The organism is Planococcus sp. TJ-307 (assembly GCF_058268435.1).
On record NZ_JBZDOJ010000001.1, the window covers coordinates 943869 to 964346 of the forward strand.

At 41.3% G+C, this 20478-nt stretch carries 17 protein-coding genes; all 17 read left to right on the plus strand.

Annotation, left to right across the window (positions count from 1 at the left end; all coding sequences use genetic code 11):
* The first annotated feature begins 132 nt into the window (after positions 1-132).
* The 17 genes from AC4EHK_RS04555 (at position 133) to hisD (ending at position 20474) form a co-directional block, all read left to right on the plus strand.
* Positions 133-1806 (plus strand): sensor domain-containing protein, encoded by a 1674-nt coding sequence (locus tag AC4EHK_RS04555; RefSeq protein ID WP_490977599.1) that lies wholly within the window; start codon positions 133-135, stop codon positions 1804-1806.
* 135 nt (positions 1807-1941) lie between these two features.
* On the plus strand, positions 1942-3633 hold the full coding sequence (locus AC4EHK_RS04560) for a sigma-54-dependent transcriptional regulator (RefSeq protein WP_490977600.1): 1692 nt from the start codon (positions 1942-1944) through the stop codon (positions 3631-3633).
* Between the two features lie 165 nt (positions 3634-3798).
* The gene (locus AC4EHK_RS04565; protein ID WP_490977601.1) at positions 3799-4800 is read left to right on the plus strand and encodes a 2-keto-3-deoxygluconate permease; all 1002 of its coding nucleotides are present in this window, start codon (positions 3799-3801) and stop codon (positions 4798-4800) included.
* Between the two features lie 6 nt (positions 4801-4806).
* Positions 4807-6075 carry a four-carbon acid sugar kinase family protein gene (locus AC4EHK_RS04570; protein ID WP_490977602.1) on the plus strand — a complete coding sequence of 423 codons (1269 nt, stop codon included), beginning with the start codon at positions 4807-4809 and terminating at the stop codon, positions 6073-6075.
* A 1-nt stretch (position 6076) separates the two neighbouring features.
* On the plus strand, positions 6077-7075 hold the full coding sequence (gene pdxA / locus AC4EHK_RS04575) for a 4-hydroxythreonine-4-phosphate dehydrogenase PdxA (RefSeq protein WP_490977603.1): 999 nt from the start codon (positions 6077-6079) through the stop codon (positions 7073-7075).
* A gap of 343 nt (positions 7076-7418) precedes the next feature.
* On the plus strand, positions 7419-10691 hold the full coding sequence (locus tag AC4EHK_RS04580; RefSeq protein WP_490977604.1) for an ATP-binding protein: 3273 nt from the start codon (positions 7419-7421) through the stop codon (positions 10689-10691).
* Positions 10692-10709: 18 nt separating this feature from the next.
* Positions 10710-11405, plus strand: a complete 696-nt coding sequence (locus AC4EHK_RS04585; protein WP_490977605.1) for a response regulator — start codon at positions 10710-10712, stop codon at positions 11403-11405.
* Positions 11406-11559: 154 nt separating this feature from the next.
* Entirely contained in the window at positions 11560-12348 is a 789-nt protein-coding gene (locus AC4EHK_RS04590) for a YveK family protein (RefSeq protein WP_490977606.1), read from the plus strand.
* Complete coding sequence (locus AC4EHK_RS04595) at positions 12290-12985, plus strand: CpsD/CapB family tyrosine-protein kinase (RefSeq protein ID WP_490977607.1); 696 nt, start codon at positions 12290-12292, stop codon at positions 12983-12985. Before AC4EHK_RS04590 ends, AC4EHK_RS04595 begins: the two co-directional genes overlap by 59 nt.
* Positions 12986-13017: 32 nt before the next feature.
* Positions 13018-13953 carry a polysaccharide biosynthesis protein gene (locus tag AC4EHK_RS04600; RefSeq protein ID WP_490977608.1) on the plus strand — a complete coding sequence of 312 codons (936 nt, stop codon included), beginning with the start codon at positions 13018-13020 and terminating at the stop codon, positions 13951-13953.
* A 22-nt stretch (positions 13954-13975) separates the two neighbouring features.
* Positions 13976-14488 carry a sugar-transfer associated ATP-grasp domain-containing protein gene (locus AC4EHK_RS04605; protein WP_490977609.1) on the plus strand — a complete coding sequence of 171 codons (513 nt, stop codon included), beginning with the start codon at positions 13976-13978 and terminating at the stop codon, positions 14486-14488.
* Between the two features lie 109 nt (positions 14489-14597).
* Positions 14598-15884, plus strand: a complete 1287-nt coding sequence (locus tag AC4EHK_RS04610; RefSeq protein ID WP_490977610.1) for a nucleotide sugar dehydrogenase — start codon at positions 14598-14600, stop codon at positions 15882-15884.
* A gap of 239 nt (positions 15885-16123) precedes the next feature.
* The gene (locus AC4EHK_RS04615; RefSeq protein WP_490977611.1) at positions 16124-16900 is read left to right on the plus strand and encodes a polyphosphate polymerase domain-containing protein; all 777 of its coding nucleotides are present in this window, start codon (positions 16124-16126) and stop codon (positions 16898-16900) included.
* The gene (locus tag AC4EHK_RS04620; protein ID WP_490977612.1) at positions 16887-17573 is read left to right on the plus strand and encodes a DUF4956 domain-containing protein; all 687 of its coding nucleotides are present in this window, start codon (positions 16887-16889) and stop codon (positions 17571-17573) included. Before AC4EHK_RS04615 ends, AC4EHK_RS04620 begins: the two co-directional genes overlap by 14 nt.
* 90 nt (positions 17574-17663) lie before the next feature.
* Entirely contained in the window at positions 17664-17996 is a 333-nt protein-coding gene (locus tag AC4EHK_RS04625; protein ID WP_490977613.1) for a hypothetical protein, read from the plus strand.
* 123 nt (positions 17997-18119) lie between these two features.
* Positions 18120-19106, plus strand: a complete 987-nt coding sequence (locus tag AC4EHK_RS04630; protein WP_490977614.1) for a LacI family DNA-binding transcriptional regulator — start codon at positions 18120-18122, stop codon at positions 19104-19106.
* A gap of 90 nt (positions 19107-19196) precedes the next feature.
* Positions 19197-20474, plus strand: coding sequence for a histidinol dehydrogenase (hisD, locus tag AC4EHK_RS04635; protein WP_490977615.1), 1278 nt, complete (start codon positions 19197-19199; stop codon positions 20472-20474).
* Positions 20475-20478 lie beyond the last annotated feature (4 nt).

A 20478-nucleotide genomic window follows, 5' to 3' on the forward strand; every position in this document is an offset into this window, starting at 1 on the left:
GATATAATATAAAAAATATTTTAGAAAATTTCGGATGATTGCTAGGCTAAAAGTCTTGATTTGGCGTTATTATCCATCATATTAAGACTGATTTAAAAGTGATTTTCTACAAAGTGATCAGGGGGAAAGGTCATGGTGAGCAAAGCAACTTCATTATCTTTTGCGCGTGTATTGATGGAAGGCATCGAAGAAATGGTATTTGTTGTGAAAGTTAATGAAGGTTGTTCTTTCACTTATGAGTTTTTAAACGGTGCGGTATTGGAAAAGACTTTGTTAAGTGATGCTTCGATTGGAAAAACCTTCGATGAAGTACATTCCAAATTTATGGCTAAATTTTTAACTGAAAAATATATGGAAGTGATCGAAACAAACAACAGCATGAGCTATAAAGACTCGTTTTATTCCATAACCAATAAACTCTTTTATTCGAAAACTCTTATGGTTCCTCTTTTTGATGAGTTGGGAAAATGCACTCATATTGTTAGTTCGGTAAAAGATATTACGGATGAAAAAATGGCCATGCTGGACAATGAAGCGATTCACGAACAGCTTGAAGAGAGCAGTGCACGATACCGGTCTTTGTTCGACAGCAACGCTGATGCCATTTTCACAGTGGATCTCAGTGGTCGGATTACAGGAGGCAATTCAGCGGGTTATAAGCTAAGCGGGTATTTTGTGGATGAATTGCTGGGGAAAAGTTTTATTGATTTCGTAGTTCCTGAAGACAAAGAACAGGCAAACGAACATTTTCATCTTTCGGTTTTGGGAGACGGTAAAGACTGCCGCCTTGATTTCATGAATAAATCCGGTGCATCAGCAGGCTGTCTCGTGAAGTTCGTTCCCATACATGTGAAAAACAACATCACTGGTTTTTATATGATTGCCAAAGACATGACGGAATTGGACAAAATCGCTGGCCTTTATAAAGCAAGAGAAGAGAGCTTCCAAATCATTGCTGAAAATGTCCACGATGTTATCCTATTGATGGATCATCATAAGCAGTATCTTTATGTGTCCCCATCGGCTGAAGAAATTTTTGGCTATAGAGCAGCTTATATTGTTGAACAGAAACCTTATTTTAATGTTCATCCAGAAGATATTCCAATAATCAGTGAAGCTTTTGAACAGTCGACCCAAAATGCTTCTCCTTACCTCGTGCAAGTTCGTTTCCAGCATCCAGTGAGAGGCTGGATTTGGTCAGAGGTCAATGGAACACCTGTCTATGGAGAAGATAGAAGCTTTAACCATATGGTAATGATCGCAAGGGATATTTCAATTCAAAAAGAGTACGAAAGCCAACTCAAGCATTTTGCTTATTTTGATTCGCTGACCGAGATGCCAAATCGCCGTTATTTTCAGGAATACGCCGCTGAAAAGTTTGAGCTGAATGAGAAGCATGAGAAGAGTTTAGCAGTGCTCATTCTCGATATCGATGATTTCAAAGAAATCAATGATCAATGGGGGCATGAAACAGGTGATGCGGTCATTCAAGAGTTCGGTTTCCGGCTGAACAGCTGTATCCATGGGGAGAATATGGCTGCCCGTTTAGGGGGAGATGAATTTGTCATCTTGTTGGCGGACACTGAAACGAAAGAACAAGTTGCAGAAATTGCTGATACGATTTACCAGGCCATGAAAGAACCGATTGAAGTAGATGGACTATCGCTGGAAATTTCGATTAGTATGGGGATCGCCTTAGCGCCTCCTGAGAAAGTTTCCATTTCTGTCATGATGAAACGTGCGGATATGGCGATGTACAAAGCAAAGCATCAGGAGAAAAATTCATTCCACGTAAGTCTGACATGAGCCAAAGAGGCTCATGTTTTTTATGTGCACAAACTGTTGCTTCATCGTCCATGGCGTATTTAGGAAAGGGAAATAGCCTACGCGGAATGTGGTTGCTATAATTGAGTAAAAGGTACATAAAGAGGGGCAATTTATATGCAAAAAATTAAAGTCGGTTTTATTTCCCCGTATGAAGCTATGGTTTCGATGATAGCAGAGTTAGCAGAGAAACAAGACGATTTACTGGTTGAGACAAAAGTTGGAAACTTAGAAGAAGGCGTAAAGTATGCTAAAGAAATGGAACGCTTAGGATATGATTTGATTGTTAGCCGCGGCGGGACAGCTGGAATGATTCGAAATGCAATTTCTCTTCCGGTTATTGATGTACACATGTCTGGCTATGATTTGTTAAGGACGATTATGTTGACAGAGGGGCATTCAAAGGAAAAAAAAGCCTTGGTTGGCTTTACAAATATTACGCTTGGAGCCGCCTCGATCATCAATTTGCTGGAAATTGATATGACGGTTATAACCATACAGGATGCAACCGAAGTGGATGCAGTTTTAAAGTCATTAAAAGACAACAAACACACGATAGTTTTAGGAGATGTGGTAACTGTTGCTGCTGCCCAAAGACTGGGAATGGGCGGTTTTTTGATTCAATCGGGCCGGGAATCCATTATGGAAGCATTTGAAGAGGCACGCAGGCAATACGTTTACCAACAAAAAAGCCAGCGTTTGGTGAATGTTATGCGACATTTTTTAGGAGCCAGAAAAATGGACATGTTAATTGCAACAGCGCAAGGAGACGTTATTTTTGAAAATTGGTCTAAATTTTCGGGATGTCCAATTTCTCATAATGAATGGGCTGAGCTTGTCGATCAAGCATTCCAAACCGGCAATTCTATTTTCCGCACTGTAGACAGTTTCCAAATTAGAGTTGATTTATTTCAAGAGCAGGAAGAAAAAGTAGCGATGATTCTTTTTGAAGACCTTTTGACTGCGTATCCGGATATCACAATCGAGCAAATCCATCAATTGCCTTATATCGTAACGGAAAGTACAGCCATGAAGCGGATTAAAAACTTGGTAGAAAAACCAGTGATGGCCAAAGAAAACATAATTTTGATTGGGAAAGCAGGTTCTGGCAAAAAAGAGCTGGCTCGCTATATTCATGCTGTTCATAAAAAAAATGGTTTTTTTGTTTCAGTGGATCTTGAAAAACTCGATCAAGTGGAAGAGAGCTTTTCGAATACGAAAATTGATACCGCATTTGTTCATCTCAACCAGGTTCCCAAAATAGAAAAAGTAACAGAACTTCAGCGGGTTTTAGCAATTGCTAAACAAAAAAATGTGCAAGTAATCTTCTCGCAACAGGAAGTTTTTGAGGAGCTGAAAAGTGATTTAGGAATGGATGAAGCGGTTAGCATACACTTGCCCACTCTTCAGGAGCGGGAAGAAGATATTGAAACATTGGTTCAGCAGTTTCTCATGGAATTTCATCAAGAATTGGGAACGCAGCCGATTAAAGTCAGAAAAAATGCGGTTGACTACTTGAAAAACATGCAGTGGCCAGGCAATACAAACGATTTAAAAGCTTATATAAAAAAACTGGCATTGGCCGAAAGTGGATATGTTATCGAGGAAAATTTGCTTCACGACTTGCCTTTTGTTTCTGAAGTGAAGCCTGAGCAAACTACGTTGACAGTAGAAAAAAATGAAACATTAAAAGAAATTGAACAAAAAATTATAGAGAAAGTTTTGATAGAAGAAAACTTTAACCAAACAAAAGCGGCTCAACGCTTAGGAATGAACCGTGCTACTTTATGGCGCAAACTCAAAAAATGAGTTTGCGTTTTTTTATAGTTTAAAAACGTTGCATTTTTAAACTACTTTACTGAAATTAAATATTTTACGATAAAAGGTGTTGCTTTATTATACTTAAATTTTTATAGTGTAAATGAAAGCGTTATCTTTAATTAGAAAAATAAAAAAACGGAATGAGGGAAAGAAATGAAAATTAAAGCAACCATGGAACGAATTCCAGGCGGAATGATGGTAGTCCCCCTATTGCTGGCAGCAACAATCAATACGATAGCCCCTGATTTACTGAGAATTGGCGGGTTTACGCAAGCTTTATTTGTAGATAGTGCAAACGCTTTAATTGCTTTGTTTCTGTTATGTACGGGTGCTCAGATCAATGTAAAAACGTTCGGGGTGTCATTAGCAAAAGGTGGCACACTGCTTGCAACTAAATGGATTGTCGGGGCATTGTTCGGACTTTTAGCTTATATGTTTGCTGGAGACAATGGCTTGTGGCTTGGTATTGCGCCAATTGCTGTTATTGCCGCAATGACAAACAGCAATGGCGGTTTGTTTGTTGCATTAGTGGGACAATATGGGAACAAGGAAGATCGGGCAGCATATTCCTTGCTGGCACTTAATGATGGTCCATTCTTGACCATGGTGGCATTGACGATTTTTGGAGCCATGGGATTTGTTGAAGGGCTGTTTTCACCAGTTTCCTTTATTGCTGTGCTCTTGCCTATTTTGATTGGTATGATTTTAGGTAACCTGGATGAAGATATGCGCACTTTCTTAGATAAAGGGAGTTCAATGCTGATTCCGTTCTTTGCCTTTGCTTTAGGGATGGGAATTGACTTTAATGCTATTATTACTGGTGGACTAGGAGGAATTGTGCTTGGTCTCATGACTGTATTCTTGACAGGTACAGCGGGTTACTTCGTCTTTAAAGCATTAAAGTGGAATCCGATTGTAGGAGCAGCGGAAGGTTCTACTGCCGGAAATGCAGTGGCTACACCTGCAGCAATAGCTGCGGCTAGTGCAGGCTTCTCTTCGGTAGTGGATATTGCGACAGTTCAAGTAGCAGCTTCGACTGTTACAACGGCGATACTGTTGCCAATCTATATTGCATTTTTAGTAAGACGCATTGAAAAGAAAGGCTTTGAATTTACTGATGGGGAAATAGTCAGAAAAGAAGCGTTGAAGGAGTGACAAGTAGTGGCGACTCAAATCGGCATCATTGCAGATGATTTTACAGGAGCCAACGACTCCGGTGTCCGACTGGCACAAAAAGGCTTAAAAGCTCGTGTAATACTGGCTGGTGAAGAAAATCAAAATGAAGATATAGATGTCTGGATTGTTGATACAGACAGTCGGGCTATGGAGCCAAAAGATGCTTATGAAATCGTCTCTTCAGAAATCGACCGGTTGAAAAAAAGAGGGGTAACTTCTTTTTATAAAAAAGTGGATTCAACACTTCGCGGCAGTGTAGCGGCAGAATTAAAAGCATTGCACGACCGGGCTGAGGCAGAAGTTATTTTTATCGCACCGGCTTTTCCAAGCCTAGGGCGCACAGTCAAAGAAGGCATCCTTTATGTAAATGAGATTCCAGTAGCTGAAACAGAATTTGGCCATGATCCTAAAACACCAGTGTTGCACAGTTATATCCCAGACTTATTGGCATCCGAAAATATTTCCACTGCAGTTTTAAATCAGGAAATCTTAACGGGGGAAAACCCGGAGCAGTGGGTGCAGCAGCAAATAGCTGAGGGGGTAAAATGGATTGTTTGCGATACGGTGGTGGAAGAAGACTTTGTGAAGCTTGCATCGCTGGAAGACAAACTGGATGTGGAAATAGGATGGGCAGGTTCAGCGGGACTGATCAATTATTTGTATTCAGTGGATGGGAAACCGCAAGACCTTAAACTGCCAGCCGGCAGTGACGGCAAGGTATTGGTGGTTTCCGGAAGCCTGTCAGGAAAGACAAAAGAACAATTGAATAATTTGGCACGACGGCCACAAACATTGATGATTGAAATAGACCCGGCAAAATTACTTGAAGATCCTGAAATAGAAGCCAACAAAATTAAAAACTTCCATCATTCTGGTGAGTGGGATAGTGCCGTCATATATGTAGATCCTTCTCAAAAAAATCGAGATAAAGTTAAGCAATGGGGGTTGCTTAAAGAGTGGACTCCTAATCAGACTGGCAAAGGAATCTCCCAAGGTCTAGGGAAACTCGTGGATGAAGCATTAAAAAAAGATGGATTTGGTGCTCTTATAATGACGGGCGGCGATACGGCCAAGGACATTTGCAAGGAAATCGGTGTTGCAGATATGGAACTTCGTTTTGAAATTGAAGCAGGGCTTCCGCTTGGAATGGTAAAATGGAACGGGAAAGATTTAATCGCAGTTACAAAAGCAGGAGGATTTGGAAATCCTGCATCGTTGGTCAATGCTGTTGAATTTTTGAAAGGAGCGGAATAACATGAACGCAAACAAACCGATTATTGGAATCACGATGGGGGACGCTGCAGGCGTTGGACCAGAAATTATTTTAAAAAGCTTTGAGCATGACATCGTTCATGACACAAGCCGTTCGTTTGTCATAGGAGATGCAGCAATATTAGAACGGGCAAAACAATTTACTGGCAGCACGAAAACCATTAATCACATAGGGCATCCGTCTGAAGCACTCTTTGATAAAGAAACAATTGACTGTCTGGATTTAAATCTATTGCCAGCTGACTTGCCGATTGGGGAAGTTTCAGCTGCTGCTGGCGACGCGGCATTTCAGTATTTGTCGAAAGCGATTTCTTTAGCGAACAATGGGGAAATTGACGCGATCTGTACAGCGCCCCTTAACAAAGAGGCATTGCAAAAAGGCGGACATATGTATCCGGGCCACACTGAAATATTAGCGGATTTGACTGGGACAAAAGATTACTCCATGATGCTTTCTGCGCCAAACTTAAAAGTGATCCATGTGACCACGCATGTAGGAATTATTGACGCTATCCGAATGATTAACCCTGAACGTGTTTTGCATGTTATTCAACTGGCCCACGACACCTTAACAAAAGCTGGAATACAAAACCCTAAAATAGCGGTTTGCGGCATTAATCCGCACGCTGGAGAAAATGGTTTATTTGGAAACGGCGAAGAAGAAGAAAAAATTATTCCGGCTGTCCAACAAGCGATTGCACAAGGCATAGATGTACAAGGGCCTTTGCCTGCGGACACGTTGTTTTTCCGGACAGTCCGCGGAGATTTTGATATTGTAGTTGCCATGTATCATGACCAAGGGCATGCACCAGTTAAAGTTCTGGGGTTGGAAGCAGGGGTCAACATTACCGTCGGTCTTCCAATCATCCGAACCAGCGTAGATCATGGAACGGCTTTTGACATCGCAGGCACGGGAATTGCTGATGAAAAAAGTTTAGTCGAAGCGCTGCGGCAAGCTGTAGAATTGGCTCCCAAAAAATAAAACACAATAAAAACCATCCGCATTGAAATTTCAATGCGGATGGTTTTTTCGATAATAAAGCGCAATGACTATCAATACTTTTTTGTGTGCAATTTGTAGGCATTAATCAGTAATTGAATTTTCAGAAATAAAAAAAGTTTTCTTTCGATAAGAAAAATGGTATGATTTTGTTAAATCATAAAACCTATTAAAAATACATAAAATGGTTATTATATTAATATAAATGCCTCGTTTGGGCTGTTTTTTTCAATTGCACGGTCTTTTGAAGCATTTTTTAATACAATTAGTTGCGCTTTGAATTATCTTAAAATTACTGATTATTTAAATAATTGAGGTGAGTAAGGTGAAAGAGTCCTATCGTGGAATTTCTGTAGTTATTGGAATACATTTTGCCTTATGGATTTCTTTCTTTTATCTTCCTGTTGTAGAAGCGGCCACGGCTGAAGCTAATCGATTCATTTTAAATGGCGACGTTGCAGAGCTACCTCTTACAACCCATCTGTATATGTTAAAGGATGAAAAAGGTGTACTGGAACTAAATGATTTGCTGCAGCCTCCGCATAACTGGAATTTCGTTTCTACTGAAAATGAAATCGCCAATGGCGGTTTGACTTCTGCTGTTTACTGGTTGCGTTTTACTGTTGAAGATCAGAGCAGCAATCAACAATGGCTCCTCGAACTGTCGAATCCCTCCATTGAGAAAGCGACTTTGTATTCACTGGAACCCTCGGGATCCATTTCCAGTACTTCCTTGGGAAATGCTGTTGCAGGCGCTAAACAAGCGAATCCCTATCAGTATCCAGTGTTTGAGCTGCTTCCGCTGGCGCAAGGTGAAACAACGTTTTTCTTGCGAGTTGAATCGCAGGGAGCGATGTATTTTCCTTTGACGATTTGGGAACATGAAGCATTTGCAGCACAGACGCGAAAGGCAAGTGCAACATTCGGGCTATTGGGCGGACTAAGCATATTGTTTTTGGCATACTGCATCAAATGGTTTTTCAACTATCGTCAAAAGAACTTCCTTTATCTCTTTTTGTTGGCATTGTCGACACTGGCTGTTTTTTCAATCGGTACCGGATTGAATTGGGCCATCATCTGGCCGGAACTCGGGTGGTGGAACAACCGAGTGATTGGAGTATTAGTTGGAATAGCCAGTATTTCAATTTTGCTTATTACAAAAAATCTTTTGGGAAGTGCTTGGTTATTAAAATGGCTGCCGGCAGTTAGTAAAATCATGACAACTTTCGTGTTGTTAGCTCTCCTAGTTTCTTATTTATCGGTTCAATTTTCAAGTTTGTTGCTAGGCTTTTTCTTGCTTTTATCCTTCGTTTTTTCTTTTTGTATTTCTTTGTATGCTAGCCAAACAGTCAATACGTATACTGCATCTTACGCATTAGGCTTATTGTTGGCTATAGCAGTCATCATGATTGCATTTCTTACTGCAGGCTCAGTACTGCCCTATGAAAAAAATATTTACTATGGCTTATATTTTGCCAGTGCGGTTAGTTTGTTGTTTACTGCGAAATCGTTGCTCGCAAAAGAGAAAACGGCGGTCAAACATGAAGAGCAATTGGAGCGCAATACGAAAAACCTTCATTTAATGGAAATTAGTGTACTGAAAAACGACAATAAAAGAAAAGATGAATTATTGGCATTTGCATCACATAGCTTAAAGGCACCGCTGGCAGGCATGATTCATATCGCGGAGTCATTCCAAGAATCTCAGTTGAAAAAAATGCCTCCTGCAATGGCACACCAATTAACAGAACTGTTAGCAAGCAGTAAAAATATGGAACATTTAGTCAACGAAATGCTCGACTTTTCAAAACGCAAACAGCCTCCTGCGGGGTCTCAAGATCAGTCAGTAGTGATGGATGACTTATGCAATCGTGTTTTAGCGATGTGCCGGCCGTTATTGCAGACAAAGGCTGTGAAGCTCTACCACACTGTTCCAGATTCACTGCCAAAAGTGGCTGCTGACCCGGAACGTGTAAAACAGATTCTGTATAACCTCATCGAAAATGCGATCCAGCATACCCACGAAGGAGAGATTTTTGTTTCAGCACACGTTCAAGGACATCAGCTGGAAGTCGTGGTTAGGGACACGCGAGTAGGTGTTCAGGCAGAACGGATTCCCTCACTTTTTGAATCGGATTTGCCATTGGACCACCATGGCATCGGATTGCGGATTACCAAAAGCTTAATTGAACTGCAAGGTGGTTCATTAACAGTCCAATCACAGGCCGGCGATGGTGCCGTTTTTAGCTTTAACTTGCCGATTCATATCGATGAGCAAACTACACAATCTTTGGATGATTTTGATTTGGAAATAGAGGAATTGACAGCATCTAAGCTGGCAGATTCGATCATAAAACAGCGCGCTACAAAAGAAGATTTGCACATTCTTGTAATTGAGTCTGAAGAAATTAATCGTATGGCCTTATTGGATCACTTGGCATCAGCAAGCTATCAGGTGTTTGGTGCAGCGGATGGAAAAGGAGCTTTAGAACTGCTAGTGCAAAAGCCAGTGGAATTAATTGTCATGGATAGTTATTTAACGGACATGTCAGGTGATGATCTATGCCGGCGTATTCGTTTAGACTTTACCCTCACAGAATTGCCGATTCTCATGTTATCAAATGTCGACAGCCTTCAGGAAAAAAAGGAGGCCTTTACAGCCGGTGCCAATGATGTCTTGTTAAAACCTTGCGATAAAGAAGAGTTTTTACTGCGAATCGAAACCTTAGCAAATATGCGCAGATTGACACAGGAAATCACGAACATGAATCATTTTCTTGAACGCAACGTCAAAGAACGGACCATGGCCCTCGAAATTACCAATATGAACCTGTTGACGGTAAACGATGAAATACAGGAAATCGAGAAATCCCGAAATGACATGCTGTCAGCAATTTCCCATGAACTGGGAACACCAATTACACTGATTCACAGTTATATTCAGGCGGTGAAAGAAAGTTTAATCGAGGAAAACAATCCAAAATACTTGGATATGATTCATAAAAAACTGTTGCTGTTGGAACGTCTTACCGAGGATCTTGTCGAATTGACCCGATACAAGGCGGGAAATATGACCTTGCGTTTTGAGGAAAAGGAAGTGCTCGACTGGTTGAAACGGCTTGTGGATTTGATGGCATCAGATGTTCAGCAGAGCGGCCGTTCTTTTGAATTTTTGGGTACAGAAAATCCAGATCGTATGCTAAGTCTGTTTCTCGCAGTTGATGTAGATCGTCTCGATCAGGTTGTCTCCAATATTCTGTGGAATGCCGTCAAACATACTTCTTCGGAAGATGGAAAGATTACCTTGTCTATGGAAATATTGGCTAATAATAACAAAGAGGCGGTGCTTGCCGAAGAAGCTGATGGAGAACTGGTGATCCGGGTTGCCGACAACGGCTGTGGCATCAGCAAGGAAGCTTTGCCTCATATTTTTGAACGCTTTTATAAAATTGACAGTTCAGCCGGATATAAAGGCAGTGGACTTGGCTTGGCAATTGCTAAAGAAATTATTTTGGCCCACAAAGGACAGATTTGGGCCGACAGCATAGAAGGACAGGGTAGCGTCTTTATTATTGTGTTGCCGCTGACTTTCCACTAAAGAGCAGGAGGAAGACAGATGAATGCTGCCACTGTACTAATCGTAGATGATGATGATGGAATTCGCGAGTTGATGCGGCTGTTTCTGCTGAAAAAAGGCTATAGCGTCCTTCAGGCTGCAGATGGTTTTAAAGCGCTGGAATTGCTTGAACAGACAAAGCCGGATCTGATTTTGCTGGATGTTGAAATGCCCGGAATGAATGGATTGGAAGTGTGCAAAAAAATTCGTTTGAAGACAACTTTGCCGATTTTATTCGTAAGCTATCGGAAAGAGCTGGCATATAAAATTCAAGGTCTTGAAGCAGGAGGCGATGACTACATCACCAAACCTTTCGATTTTAACGAACTGGAAGCGCGTATACGGGCTATTCTTCGCAGGAATGGCTGGAGAAGTGGTGAGGAAGACCCGTTGAGCATTTTAAAATACGAAGATCTTCATATTCATGTAGATGCTTGTGAGCTTTATATTGCTGGAACTCCGGTAAAACTTTACCACAAGGAATTCCAACTGTTGCTGTTGTTGGCACAGACGCCTAACCGCGTTTGGACAGCTGAACAGCTATATGATCAAGTGTGGGGTTATTATTCTGAAGGAGATATCGGAACCGTAAAAGTGCACATCAGCAATTTGCGGAGAAAAATTGAAAAAGATCCAGCCCATCCACGTTTTATTCAAACAGTACGTGGTTTTGGCTACAAATTTATCGTGGAGTAAAAAGCATTCGGCTGCTTAGAGCCAAATGCTTTTTTGTTTGGCAACAGTTTACAAGTTATTTTATTTTATTGAATTTTTAGATTATTTAACATTCTTTTAACCTTCTGCTTTTAAAATAGTGACTACAAAGGATAAACATTAGGAGGATCTAATTATGGAAAGTACATTCAATCTAAATAAATTCCTAAAAGCGATGCAAAAAAGAAAAGCATTAATCATTTTTGTTACATTGGCCTTTATTGTCTTTAGTGCAATTGCGAGCTATACCATCATGAAACCGGTTTACAAAGCCACCACACAAATTTTAATCAATCAAAACACGGTCAGCAGCCAGGATGTCGACAGCTTAGACATCAATACCAATCTGCAATTGATTGGGACCTATAACGTCATCATTAAAAGCCCGGCAATTTTGTCGAATGTGATTGAGGAATTGCAACTTGATGATACAGTTCAATCTTTGACAGAGCGGATTAGTGTCAACAATATCGAGAGTTCGCAAGTGGTCAGCTTATCGGTTGAAGGTTCTTCAATGGAAGAAGCCGTACTTATCGCCAATACGACTGCCAATGTTTTTCAGGAAGAAATCCAGCAAATGATGAACATCGACAATGTTAGTATCTTAGCTGCAGCTGTAGCCGCAGAGAACCCTGCACCGATTCGCCCGGATCCAGTTTTTAACATGGCGATTGGAGCGATTGTCGGGCTTGTTTTAGGAATCGGCGCTACCTTGATTCTGGAACAATTGAATACAACAGTCCGGTCAGAAGAAGATATTGAAGAGATGGTGGGTCTTCATGTTCTGGGTGTTGTCAGTCCAGTGGACAGCCAGTTGAAAATGGAAAAGCCATTAAATCTAACAAACAGATTGGAGAAGGATTTACATGCGGATAATGAAAAAGACAAAAAGGCTAATGCCGCGAAAATTGGTGGCTCGTACTAATCCACAATCAATTGCCGCAGAACAATACCGGACAATCCGGACCAATATCAATTTCTCCACTCCCGGTTTGGATTCGAAAGTCATCTTGTTTACATCTGCCTCTAAGGAGGAAGGAAAGTCTACAACCGCTGCAAATATGGCGATTGTTTTTGCCGAAACCGGTAAAAAAGTTTTGCTGATTGATGCAGATATGCGGCGTCCTACCTTGTACAGGACTTTCCAACTGGGCAATAATATTGGGTTATCCAACTTATTGCTAAGAAAAGGCAAGCTGAAACAATCGGTAAAAGCGAGCGGAATTCAACATTTGGATTTGCTGATGAGTGGACAAATCCCTCCGAACCCAGCGGAGTTGCTGGAGTCGGATGCATTGGATGAATTGCTGGTAGAAATGCGGGAAATGTATGATTATATCCTTATCGACTCCCCACCTATTTTATCTGTAACCGATTCAAAAATTCTTGCGAATAAATGCGATGGCACAGTATTGGTAGTCAATACCGGAAAATCGGAAAAGATCAGTGTTGAAAAAGCGCGTGATTCGTTGGCAACTGCGAAAGCATTTATTTTAGGCGTCGTTTTGAATAACTATCCAATGACGAAAGAAAACTACTATTACCATAATTACAATGAGTGATTAGCAGGATTCGGCAGGGAAGGGAGCAAAGCATGAAGGTGAATAAGCAGAAAGTACTCGAATTTCTTCATCATGCCCTTGTGCCTTTTCTTGTTGTCTTTCGTCATTTACGCACATTTGTATTGAATGGATTTGAAACTATCGAAGAAAAACTAGTGCATGCAACTTTGCCGACAGCGACTCATTTGACAGATAAAATCATTATGGTGACGGGTGCTGGAGGGTTGATTGGTTCAGAAATTTGCCAGCAGTTAGTCCAATTTCAACCGGCACAAATTTTACTGGTTGGAAATGGACCTAAATCACTGATTTTGATTGAGAGTCAGCTGAAAAAGAAGCTCGGAAGATATACGGAAATCATTCCTATCATCGTCAACATTCAAAATAAGAAACAGATTTTTGAAACTGTCGGTAGGCATATGCCTGAAATCATTTATCATACATCGGGCCATCAGCAACTGTTTGGTGCAGAGGAGATGCCAGATGCTGCTCTGTATGCCAATGTTTTTGGAACAAACAATGTTGCAGAAGCCGCCAATCGCCATCGTATCAGCTCATTTGTCATGATTTCTTCTGAACAGGCAGGAAAGCCCGGCAATCTGAAGGACGCAGCGAAAAGACTGGCAGAAATGACAGCAGAAAGTGTTGCAATGACCAGTTTTACCCGTTACACAATTGTTCGATTGCCTAAAAATCTCACTACAAAGGATTCTTCTGAGAGAGCTGATCGATTGATTGAGCACACAGAACCGATGATTCGTGCAGTGCTAAATGTTTTGCAAGCTGGAAGTGAAGACACCAAATTCAGCAGAGAGGGCATATTTGAACAAAGGGATGGAGTGCTGCGCAGAACAATTCCAAAGCAAACTGAAGTGAGCCAAATTGAGATGGCCCGGCTTTTAAAGAAGCTAAAAACTGCTACAGATGATGAAGCACGGAAACTGGTTGTTTCAATTATCAGGCAATAACGAATGAGAAGGGTGAGAGCGAATGGGAACAGAAAAATACATCAGTGATTCTCAATTTGAAGGTGAGCCAAATGAGTTTTGCAGAGACATACCATTTCAAAATGATGACATGATTATACAGCATCCTTTCTTGAACAAAATCTTTCCATATACCTTAAACACCATCCATCTAGTGACCTATTGCGAAAACAATACGGTTTCTTTGCTGTCTGGATGTTTGGAGATTGGGACTACAGAGAGCATCTCTAAACATCCAGATGAACTTGGAGGAATTTCATGTGGAATGGACCAAGAAGGCAATCTTAGTTCCTATGCCTACAATTTAAACACACTAGAAAAAATCAGCAAGCATCCCCAAACACGATTTGTTTTTGCGGGAAGCCAACTTCCATATTTTGACCATCTGAAGTCTTTTGCTATCAATTTGCACTTGAAGAATAAAACAGATGATGTGATTTCTTGGAAGTTGGCCTTAACCTCAACTGGTGAAGTTATGTTACTTAGTTCCCTTATGGAAAGAGAAAATCTACTTTAATTTGATTTTAAATCGAATGTATCCTAGTTATTATTTAAAATTCTTCAGGCAATCTTTAACTATCTGGAGAGTATGCTGAAAAGAACCAAAGAAGGGGGCACACGTCCGCATGTTGCAAAAACTGAAAATAGCAGTAGTTGGGCTGGGATATGTCGGATTGCCCATAGCAGTTGCTTTTAACCAAAAATATCCTGTGATCGCCTATGATATAGATAGAGAAAGAATTCAAGCCTTAACATTAGGACTCGATAAAACAAATGAAGTAAGCCGAGAAGAATTTGCAAAAACGACTATTTTTTTTACAGCTAATCCTGTGGACTTACTGGAAGCGGGATTCATTATTGTGACTGTGCCATCCGCGATTGATGAAAATAACGTGCCCGATTTATCAGCTTTGAACCAAGCCAGTAAATGTGTCGGCGAACATATGAAGAAAGGGACAGTAGTGGTTTATGAGTCCTTAGTGGCACCAGGAATGATCGAAGAAATCTGTATTCCGCTATTGGAAAAGTACTCAGGTTATGAAAGCGGCAAAGAATTTTTTGTCGGCTATTCTTCATCGAGAATTTTGGCTGGAGATAAAAAGAACAGATTTTTAAAAATGAAAAAAGTTGTTGCTGGCCAAAATGAAGAAGTGACAGAGTTTTTAGCTCTTGTATATGAAAGCATTGATGGGGCCGGAATACATAAAGCACCATCCATCCGTGTCGCAGAAACCGCCAATTTGATTGAACATATCCAGTGGGATGTCAATGTGGCGCTGATGAACGAGTTGGCATTGGTTTGTGAACGGTTAAAAATTGATACACAGCAAGTATTGGAAACTGCAGGTAGCAGGCGTGATTTTATAAAAGCCTCTCCTAATTTGGTGGGGGGACAAGGAATTGAACTCGCCTCTTTTTATTTGGCAAGCAAAGCGCAATCAGTCGGGCAGCGTGCTGATGTAATTTTGGCTGGCCGTGCTATTAACGAGGGCATGGGGCAATTTATTGCACAGTCGCTGATCGAAAAAATGTCGCAAAACAATATCACTCCGGCTGCTGGCCGTGTCATTATTTTAGGTCTGTCTTCCAAAGAGGAAGTGCCTGATTTGCGAAATTCAAAAGTGATTGATATTGTACTGGAACTGAAAAAACATGGACTGGATGTTCAAATTGCCGATCCATATGCCCCAAGGGAAGACGCTGAAAAACTTTACAAGTCGAAACTTCTGACTCTTCAAGAATTGGAACCGGCCCATGCCGTCATCTTGGCTGTTCCGCATAAACCGTATAAAGAAGCGGGATGGGAGCAGTTTGATGACTTATTGATTGAAAAACGTGGAATTGTTTTTGATATTAAATCTGTTTTGGATATAAAGAAAAAACCGGAAAAAGTCCAGCTGCTGCGTTTATAGGTTTCATGGGGAATTCCTGCTTTTCTGCTCAATTAAACAAATTCATCAAACCCGTCTGCTTTTGGCAGATGGGTTTTTACGTGTACGTTTTTTCAAAAAAAGTAGAGTTTATAAAGGACGAACCACTAAATTTTGCAGCAACTCAGCAAATTTTAATATGTATCTCACAGTGTTCACAGAAACGGAGATTACACTAACTTTATAAAGTTAATGCAAATAAAAAAAAGGGGGCGAAGATTTTGGCGATTGAAATATTTTGCAGGAAAGAACAAAAGTACTTGATCAGCAAAGAACAGTATGGGCAGTTAATTGAAGAGTTCGGCAATCGCATGCGAAGCGATAGAAATGGTGACAATGGAAAGTATACAGTCACCAGCCTGTATTTTGATAATGACGCAAAGCAAATTTATTTTGAAACAAAGAACAAATTGCAGTATCGGCAAAAGTTGCGGCTTCGTGTCTACGGGAATACCGACCTGGCTGGGTCTGCATTTTTTGAAGTAAAGCAAAAGCATAAAAACGTTGTTAACAAACGCCGTGCCGTAATTCCGCTTGCTGAAGCGTATCGGTATTTAGGAGAAGGATCCCGAGATGGTTTGGATCATTTTCAAGTGTCGAATCGGCAGGTATTAAAAGAAATTGACTATTTTATCACGTATTACGATCTCCGGCCTGAAATGATTGTCAGTTATGACCGTCATGCACTACATGGCCTAGACGATGAAGATCTTCGCATTACGTTTGATTTTAATTTGAGGTGCCGCAAGCAGGATTTGCAGTTGGAACACGGAGCTTATGGCGACTTCTTTATCGATCCGAATTTGGTTGTGTTAGAAGTGAAAGTAGACCACAGCGTACCTCTCTGGCTTGTTCGAATCCTGCAGAACCTCAATTGCGAGCAACGCAGCGCTTCGAAATTCTGTACCAGCACGGAATTGCTCGATGGCGAACTTTTTACGCTGGAAACAGAATTCGAAAACACCACAAGAGGAGGAAGCAGACATGACTTTTATTAATGAGTTATTTAATTACAACACGGAGACAGGCGAGTCCACGATTTGGATGAGCCTGGCTGCAATGGCCATGGCATTGGTTCTAAGCCTGATCATTACCACGGTTTATCAGTACACATTCAACGGAGAAAACTATTCGCAGGATTTTGTGCATACCATCATCATGATGAGTGTGGTCGTTTCGGTGGTTATGAATGTGGTTAGCGGGAATGCAGGCGTCGCTTTCGGATTGTTTGCTGTTTTTTCGTTGATTCGTTTCCGGAGTGCTGTTACGAACGCTAAGGACATCGCGTATATTTTCTTCGGTCTTTGTGTAGGGATGACGTGTGGCTTGTTTCAATTCCAGCTGGCGATCCTGTTGACCTTGTTCGCATGTGGGGTTTTCTATTTTCTCTTCAAAACAAATTATGCAGAAGGACGGGATACACAAATTTTGAAAGTAACGGTTCCAGAAAATTTAAATCATGAAAACTTGATTGACGATATTCTCAAAGACAAAACAGTGGACCATCAATTGCGGCAAGTCGAGACGACCAATTTGGGCACGATGATTTTGTATACGTTTTCGATTCGCTGCAAGCCCGATACAAAAGACAGAGAACTGCTCGATCAAATTCGGGAACGCAACGCCAATTTAAAAGTATCGTTGTCTTATTTGCCAAAAAAAGATTACTGATATTGATTCAGTCCGGGATATTTTTCCGGACTGTTTTTGGGGTGATGCGGAAGGGTATGGAACAGTATAGAACGGAAGGAGGGCGAAGTTATGGAAATTAGAGCAAAGAGAGATTTGCTGAAGGACCGTTACGGGAATTATTATATGGTGTCCTACGCTTCTAAAAAGTCATTGACGATTGTCAATGCCGCCATGTATCATGCGTTTAACCAAACTTTGAATGAAGAACTGGTAGCTAAAGTAAAAGCGAAATACCCAAAAGATGTTGCTTGTGGAAAGTACTTTGCTGATTTGGTTCATGAACAGGTAGAGCAAATGAGCAGTCCCGACCATCCTGGTGAAATTTACGATATTGAAGAAGTGAAAAAAGAATATGTTTTGCATATGAAGCCGCTTTACGATGATTCGTTTCATTTATCCTAAAGCGTAAGGTTTGTGAAAGCCTGCCATCTGTATGGCAGGCTTTTCACTGTGCATCAAATGGATGCGAAGACAATAAATATGGTGTAAGCTAGAGTTCGAGATTAGTGAAAAGGGTTGAATAAAATGAAATCTACGATCAATGCAAAAGACGTGGCAAAGCTCGCAGGCGTTTCACAGTCGTCTGTTTCCAGAGTCTATTTTGAAGGGGCAAAAGTGTCGGAGAGAACACGCCAAAAAGTATTGGCTGCCGCAGAAGAACTGGGCTATCGGCCAAATGAGTTTGCGAGGAGCCTAATTACCAACCGCACGAAAATCATCGGCCTGGTAATGAAAGGCGTGCAAAATCCTTTTTATCCGCAAGTGTTGACACAGTTCACGGCCTCATTTAAAAGGTACGGCTACAGCGTGCTGTTTGTACATACCAATAACGATGAAATCCAACCGGAAGACGTCGAAACTTTATTAAACTACAATGTTGCCGGAGTGATTATTACGGATGCGACCATGTCACTGAATGTGGCAGAAAGCTTTCGCGTAAATCATATTCCTCTGGTGTTTTTTAACCGAAAACTAAGCAGTTCAAATTTTTATTCGGTGTGCTGCAATAACTTAAATGCAGGACGGGCAATAGCCGAATATTTACTCAAACAAGGATCCACTGATTTGGCTTATATTTCAGGGAATGAAAATACATCAACCAGCCTGGAACGCGAAAAAGGATTCAGCGAAGTATTGGCAAAGCAAAATATGAGCTATAAAAAGCATACTTCGGATTATACTTACGAGGGCGGCTATGCCACGGCGCTAAACATTATCAAAACTGAAGAACTTCCTTCCGCTTTTTTTGTAGCAAATGACATTATGGCGCTTGGCGTTTTAGATGCGTTGCAAAAAAAGAGCATTGATGTCCCGGAACAAGTCAAAGTAGTTGGGTTTGATAACATTGAAATGGCTTCTTGGCCTGGTTACGAGCTTACCACTTGGGAACAGCCCATCGAGAAAATGGTGGAAAAGACAGTGAAATATTTATTTTCCGAAATTGCTGAATACACAGGAGCGGCGCAGTCTGTGGAAGTAGAAGGCGCATTTATTGAACGCAAAACGACATAATAGGTGTTGACATTCGTTGTGAATTCACCTATTCTCTAAATAGTTCTACTATTGCATACGTATTCAAAATAAAAAAATGGAGGAATTGATATGATGAAAGTGTTGAAAGCAGGAAAATCACCGGAAGAAGTAAGTGCTAATGATTCGAAAGTGTCGCAAATCGTTTCCGATGCTTTGAAAGCTGTTGAAGCAGATGGTGACAAAGCGGTTCGTGAGCTTTCCGAGAAATTTGACAAATGGGCACCAGAATCTTTCCGCTTAACTCAAGAGCAGATAAATGAAATCGTTTCCAATGTTCCAGACAGTGTGATTGACGACATTAAGTTTGCTCAAAAAAATATTCGTGAATTTGCAGAAGCTCAACTGGCTTCGATGAATGATGTTGAAGTTGAAAACATTCCGGGTGTCATTCTCGGCCATAAAAACATTCCAGTCAATAGTGTCGGATGCTACATTCCGGGTGGACGCTACCCAATGGTCGCTTCTGCACATATGAGTGTGTTGACGGCTAAAGTTGCTGGGGTCAAACGTGTAATCGCTTCCACGCCTCCGATTAATGGAGAAATTCCGAATGCGACAATTGCGGCGATGTCACTGGCAGGCGCTGATGAAATTTATCTGCTTGGTGGAATCCAGGCGATGGCAGCGATGGCGATTGGAACCGAAACCATCGAGTCAGTCGATATGATTGTTGGACCGGGTAATGCATTTGTAGCAGAAGCGAAGCGCCAATTGTACGGGCGCGTCGGAATTGATTTGTTTGCCGGACCGACTGAAACTTTGGTGGTTGCAGACCACACGGCGGATGCCGAAATGGTGGCAACCGATCTTTTAGGACAAGGAGAGCACGGACCCACTTCACCTGGTGCCTTGATAACTACTTCAGAAGAGTTGGCGAATGAAACCGTAAAAGAAATCGAACGCCAATTGGAAACATTGGCAACTGCAGATGTTGCACGTGTTTCATGGGAAGACTACGGACAGATTTTATTGGTCGATTCCATTGAAGAAGCACGCATTGAAGCCGATCGCTTGGCATTTGAGCACGTTGAAATTCTGACAGAAGATCCGGATTATTTCCTGGAACATATGACGAATTACGGCTGCCTGTTTCTTGGACCTGAAACAAACGTAGCTTATGGAGACAAAGTGATTGGGACCAACCACACGCTGCCTACAAAAGGTGCTGCTCGTTATACCGGAGGACTATGGGTTGGAAAGTTCATCAAAACCGTGACCTATCAGAAGGTAACGCCTGAAGCGAGCGCCTATATCGGCGAATACGCAGCACGCCTATGCCAGCTTGAAAACTTTGCAGGACACGCAGAACAAGCGCTCCTTAGAGTCAGAAGATACGGCAGTAAATAATTAA

Coding starts and splice junctions, on each gene's coding strand:
- AC4EHK_RS04590 (WP_490977606.1), top strand. CDS start 11,560: ATGGAAAGTACATTCAATCTAAATAAATTCCTAAAAGCGATGCAAAAA.
- AC4EHK_RS04595 (WP_490977607.1), top strand. CDS start 12,290: ATGCGGATAATGAAAAAGACAAAAAGGCTAATGCCGCGAAAATTGGTG.
- AC4EHK_RS04565 (WP_490977601.1), top strand. CDS start 3,799: ATGAAAATTAAAGCAACCATGGAACGAATTCCAGGCGGAATGATGGTA.
- AC4EHK_RS04620 (WP_490977612.1), top strand. CDS start 16,887: ATGACTTTTATTAATGAGTTATTTAATTACAACACGGAGACAGGCGAG.
- AC4EHK_RS04555 (WP_490977599.1), top strand. CDS start 133: ATGGTGAGCAAAGCAACTTCATTATCTTTTGCGCGTGTATTGATGGAA.
- AC4EHK_RS04610 (WP_490977610.1), top strand. CDS start 14,598: ATGTTGCAAAAACTGAAAATAGCAGTAGTTGGGCTGGGATATGTCGGA.
- AC4EHK_RS04560 (WP_490977600.1), top strand. CDS start 1,942: ATGCAAAAAATTAAAGTCGGTTTTATTTCCCCGTATGAAGCTATGGTT.
- pdxA (WP_490977603.1), top strand. CDS start 6,077: ATGAACGCAAACAAACCGATTATTGGAATCACGATGGGGGACGCTGCA.
- AC4EHK_RS04630 (WP_490977614.1), top strand. CDS start 18,120: ATGAAATCTACGATCAATGCAAAAGACGTGGCAAAGCTCGCAGGCGTT.
- AC4EHK_RS04600 (WP_490977608.1), top strand. CDS start 13,018: ATGAAGGTGAATAAGCAGAAAGTACTCGAATTTCTTCATCATGCCCTT.
- AC4EHK_RS04625 (WP_490977613.1), top strand. CDS start 17,664: ATGGAAATTAGAGCAAAGAGAGATTTGCTGAAGGACCGTTACGGGAAT.
- AC4EHK_RS04605 (WP_490977609.1), top strand. CDS start 13,976: ATGGGAACAGAAAAATACATCAGTGATTCTCAATTTGAAGGTGAGCCA.
- AC4EHK_RS04585 (WP_490977605.1), top strand. CDS start 10,710: ATGAATGCTGCCACTGTACTAATCGTAGATGATGATGATGGAATTCGC.
- hisD (WP_490977615.1), top strand. CDS start 19,197: ATGATGAAAGTGTTGAAAGCAGGAAAATCACCGGAAGAAGTAAGTGCT.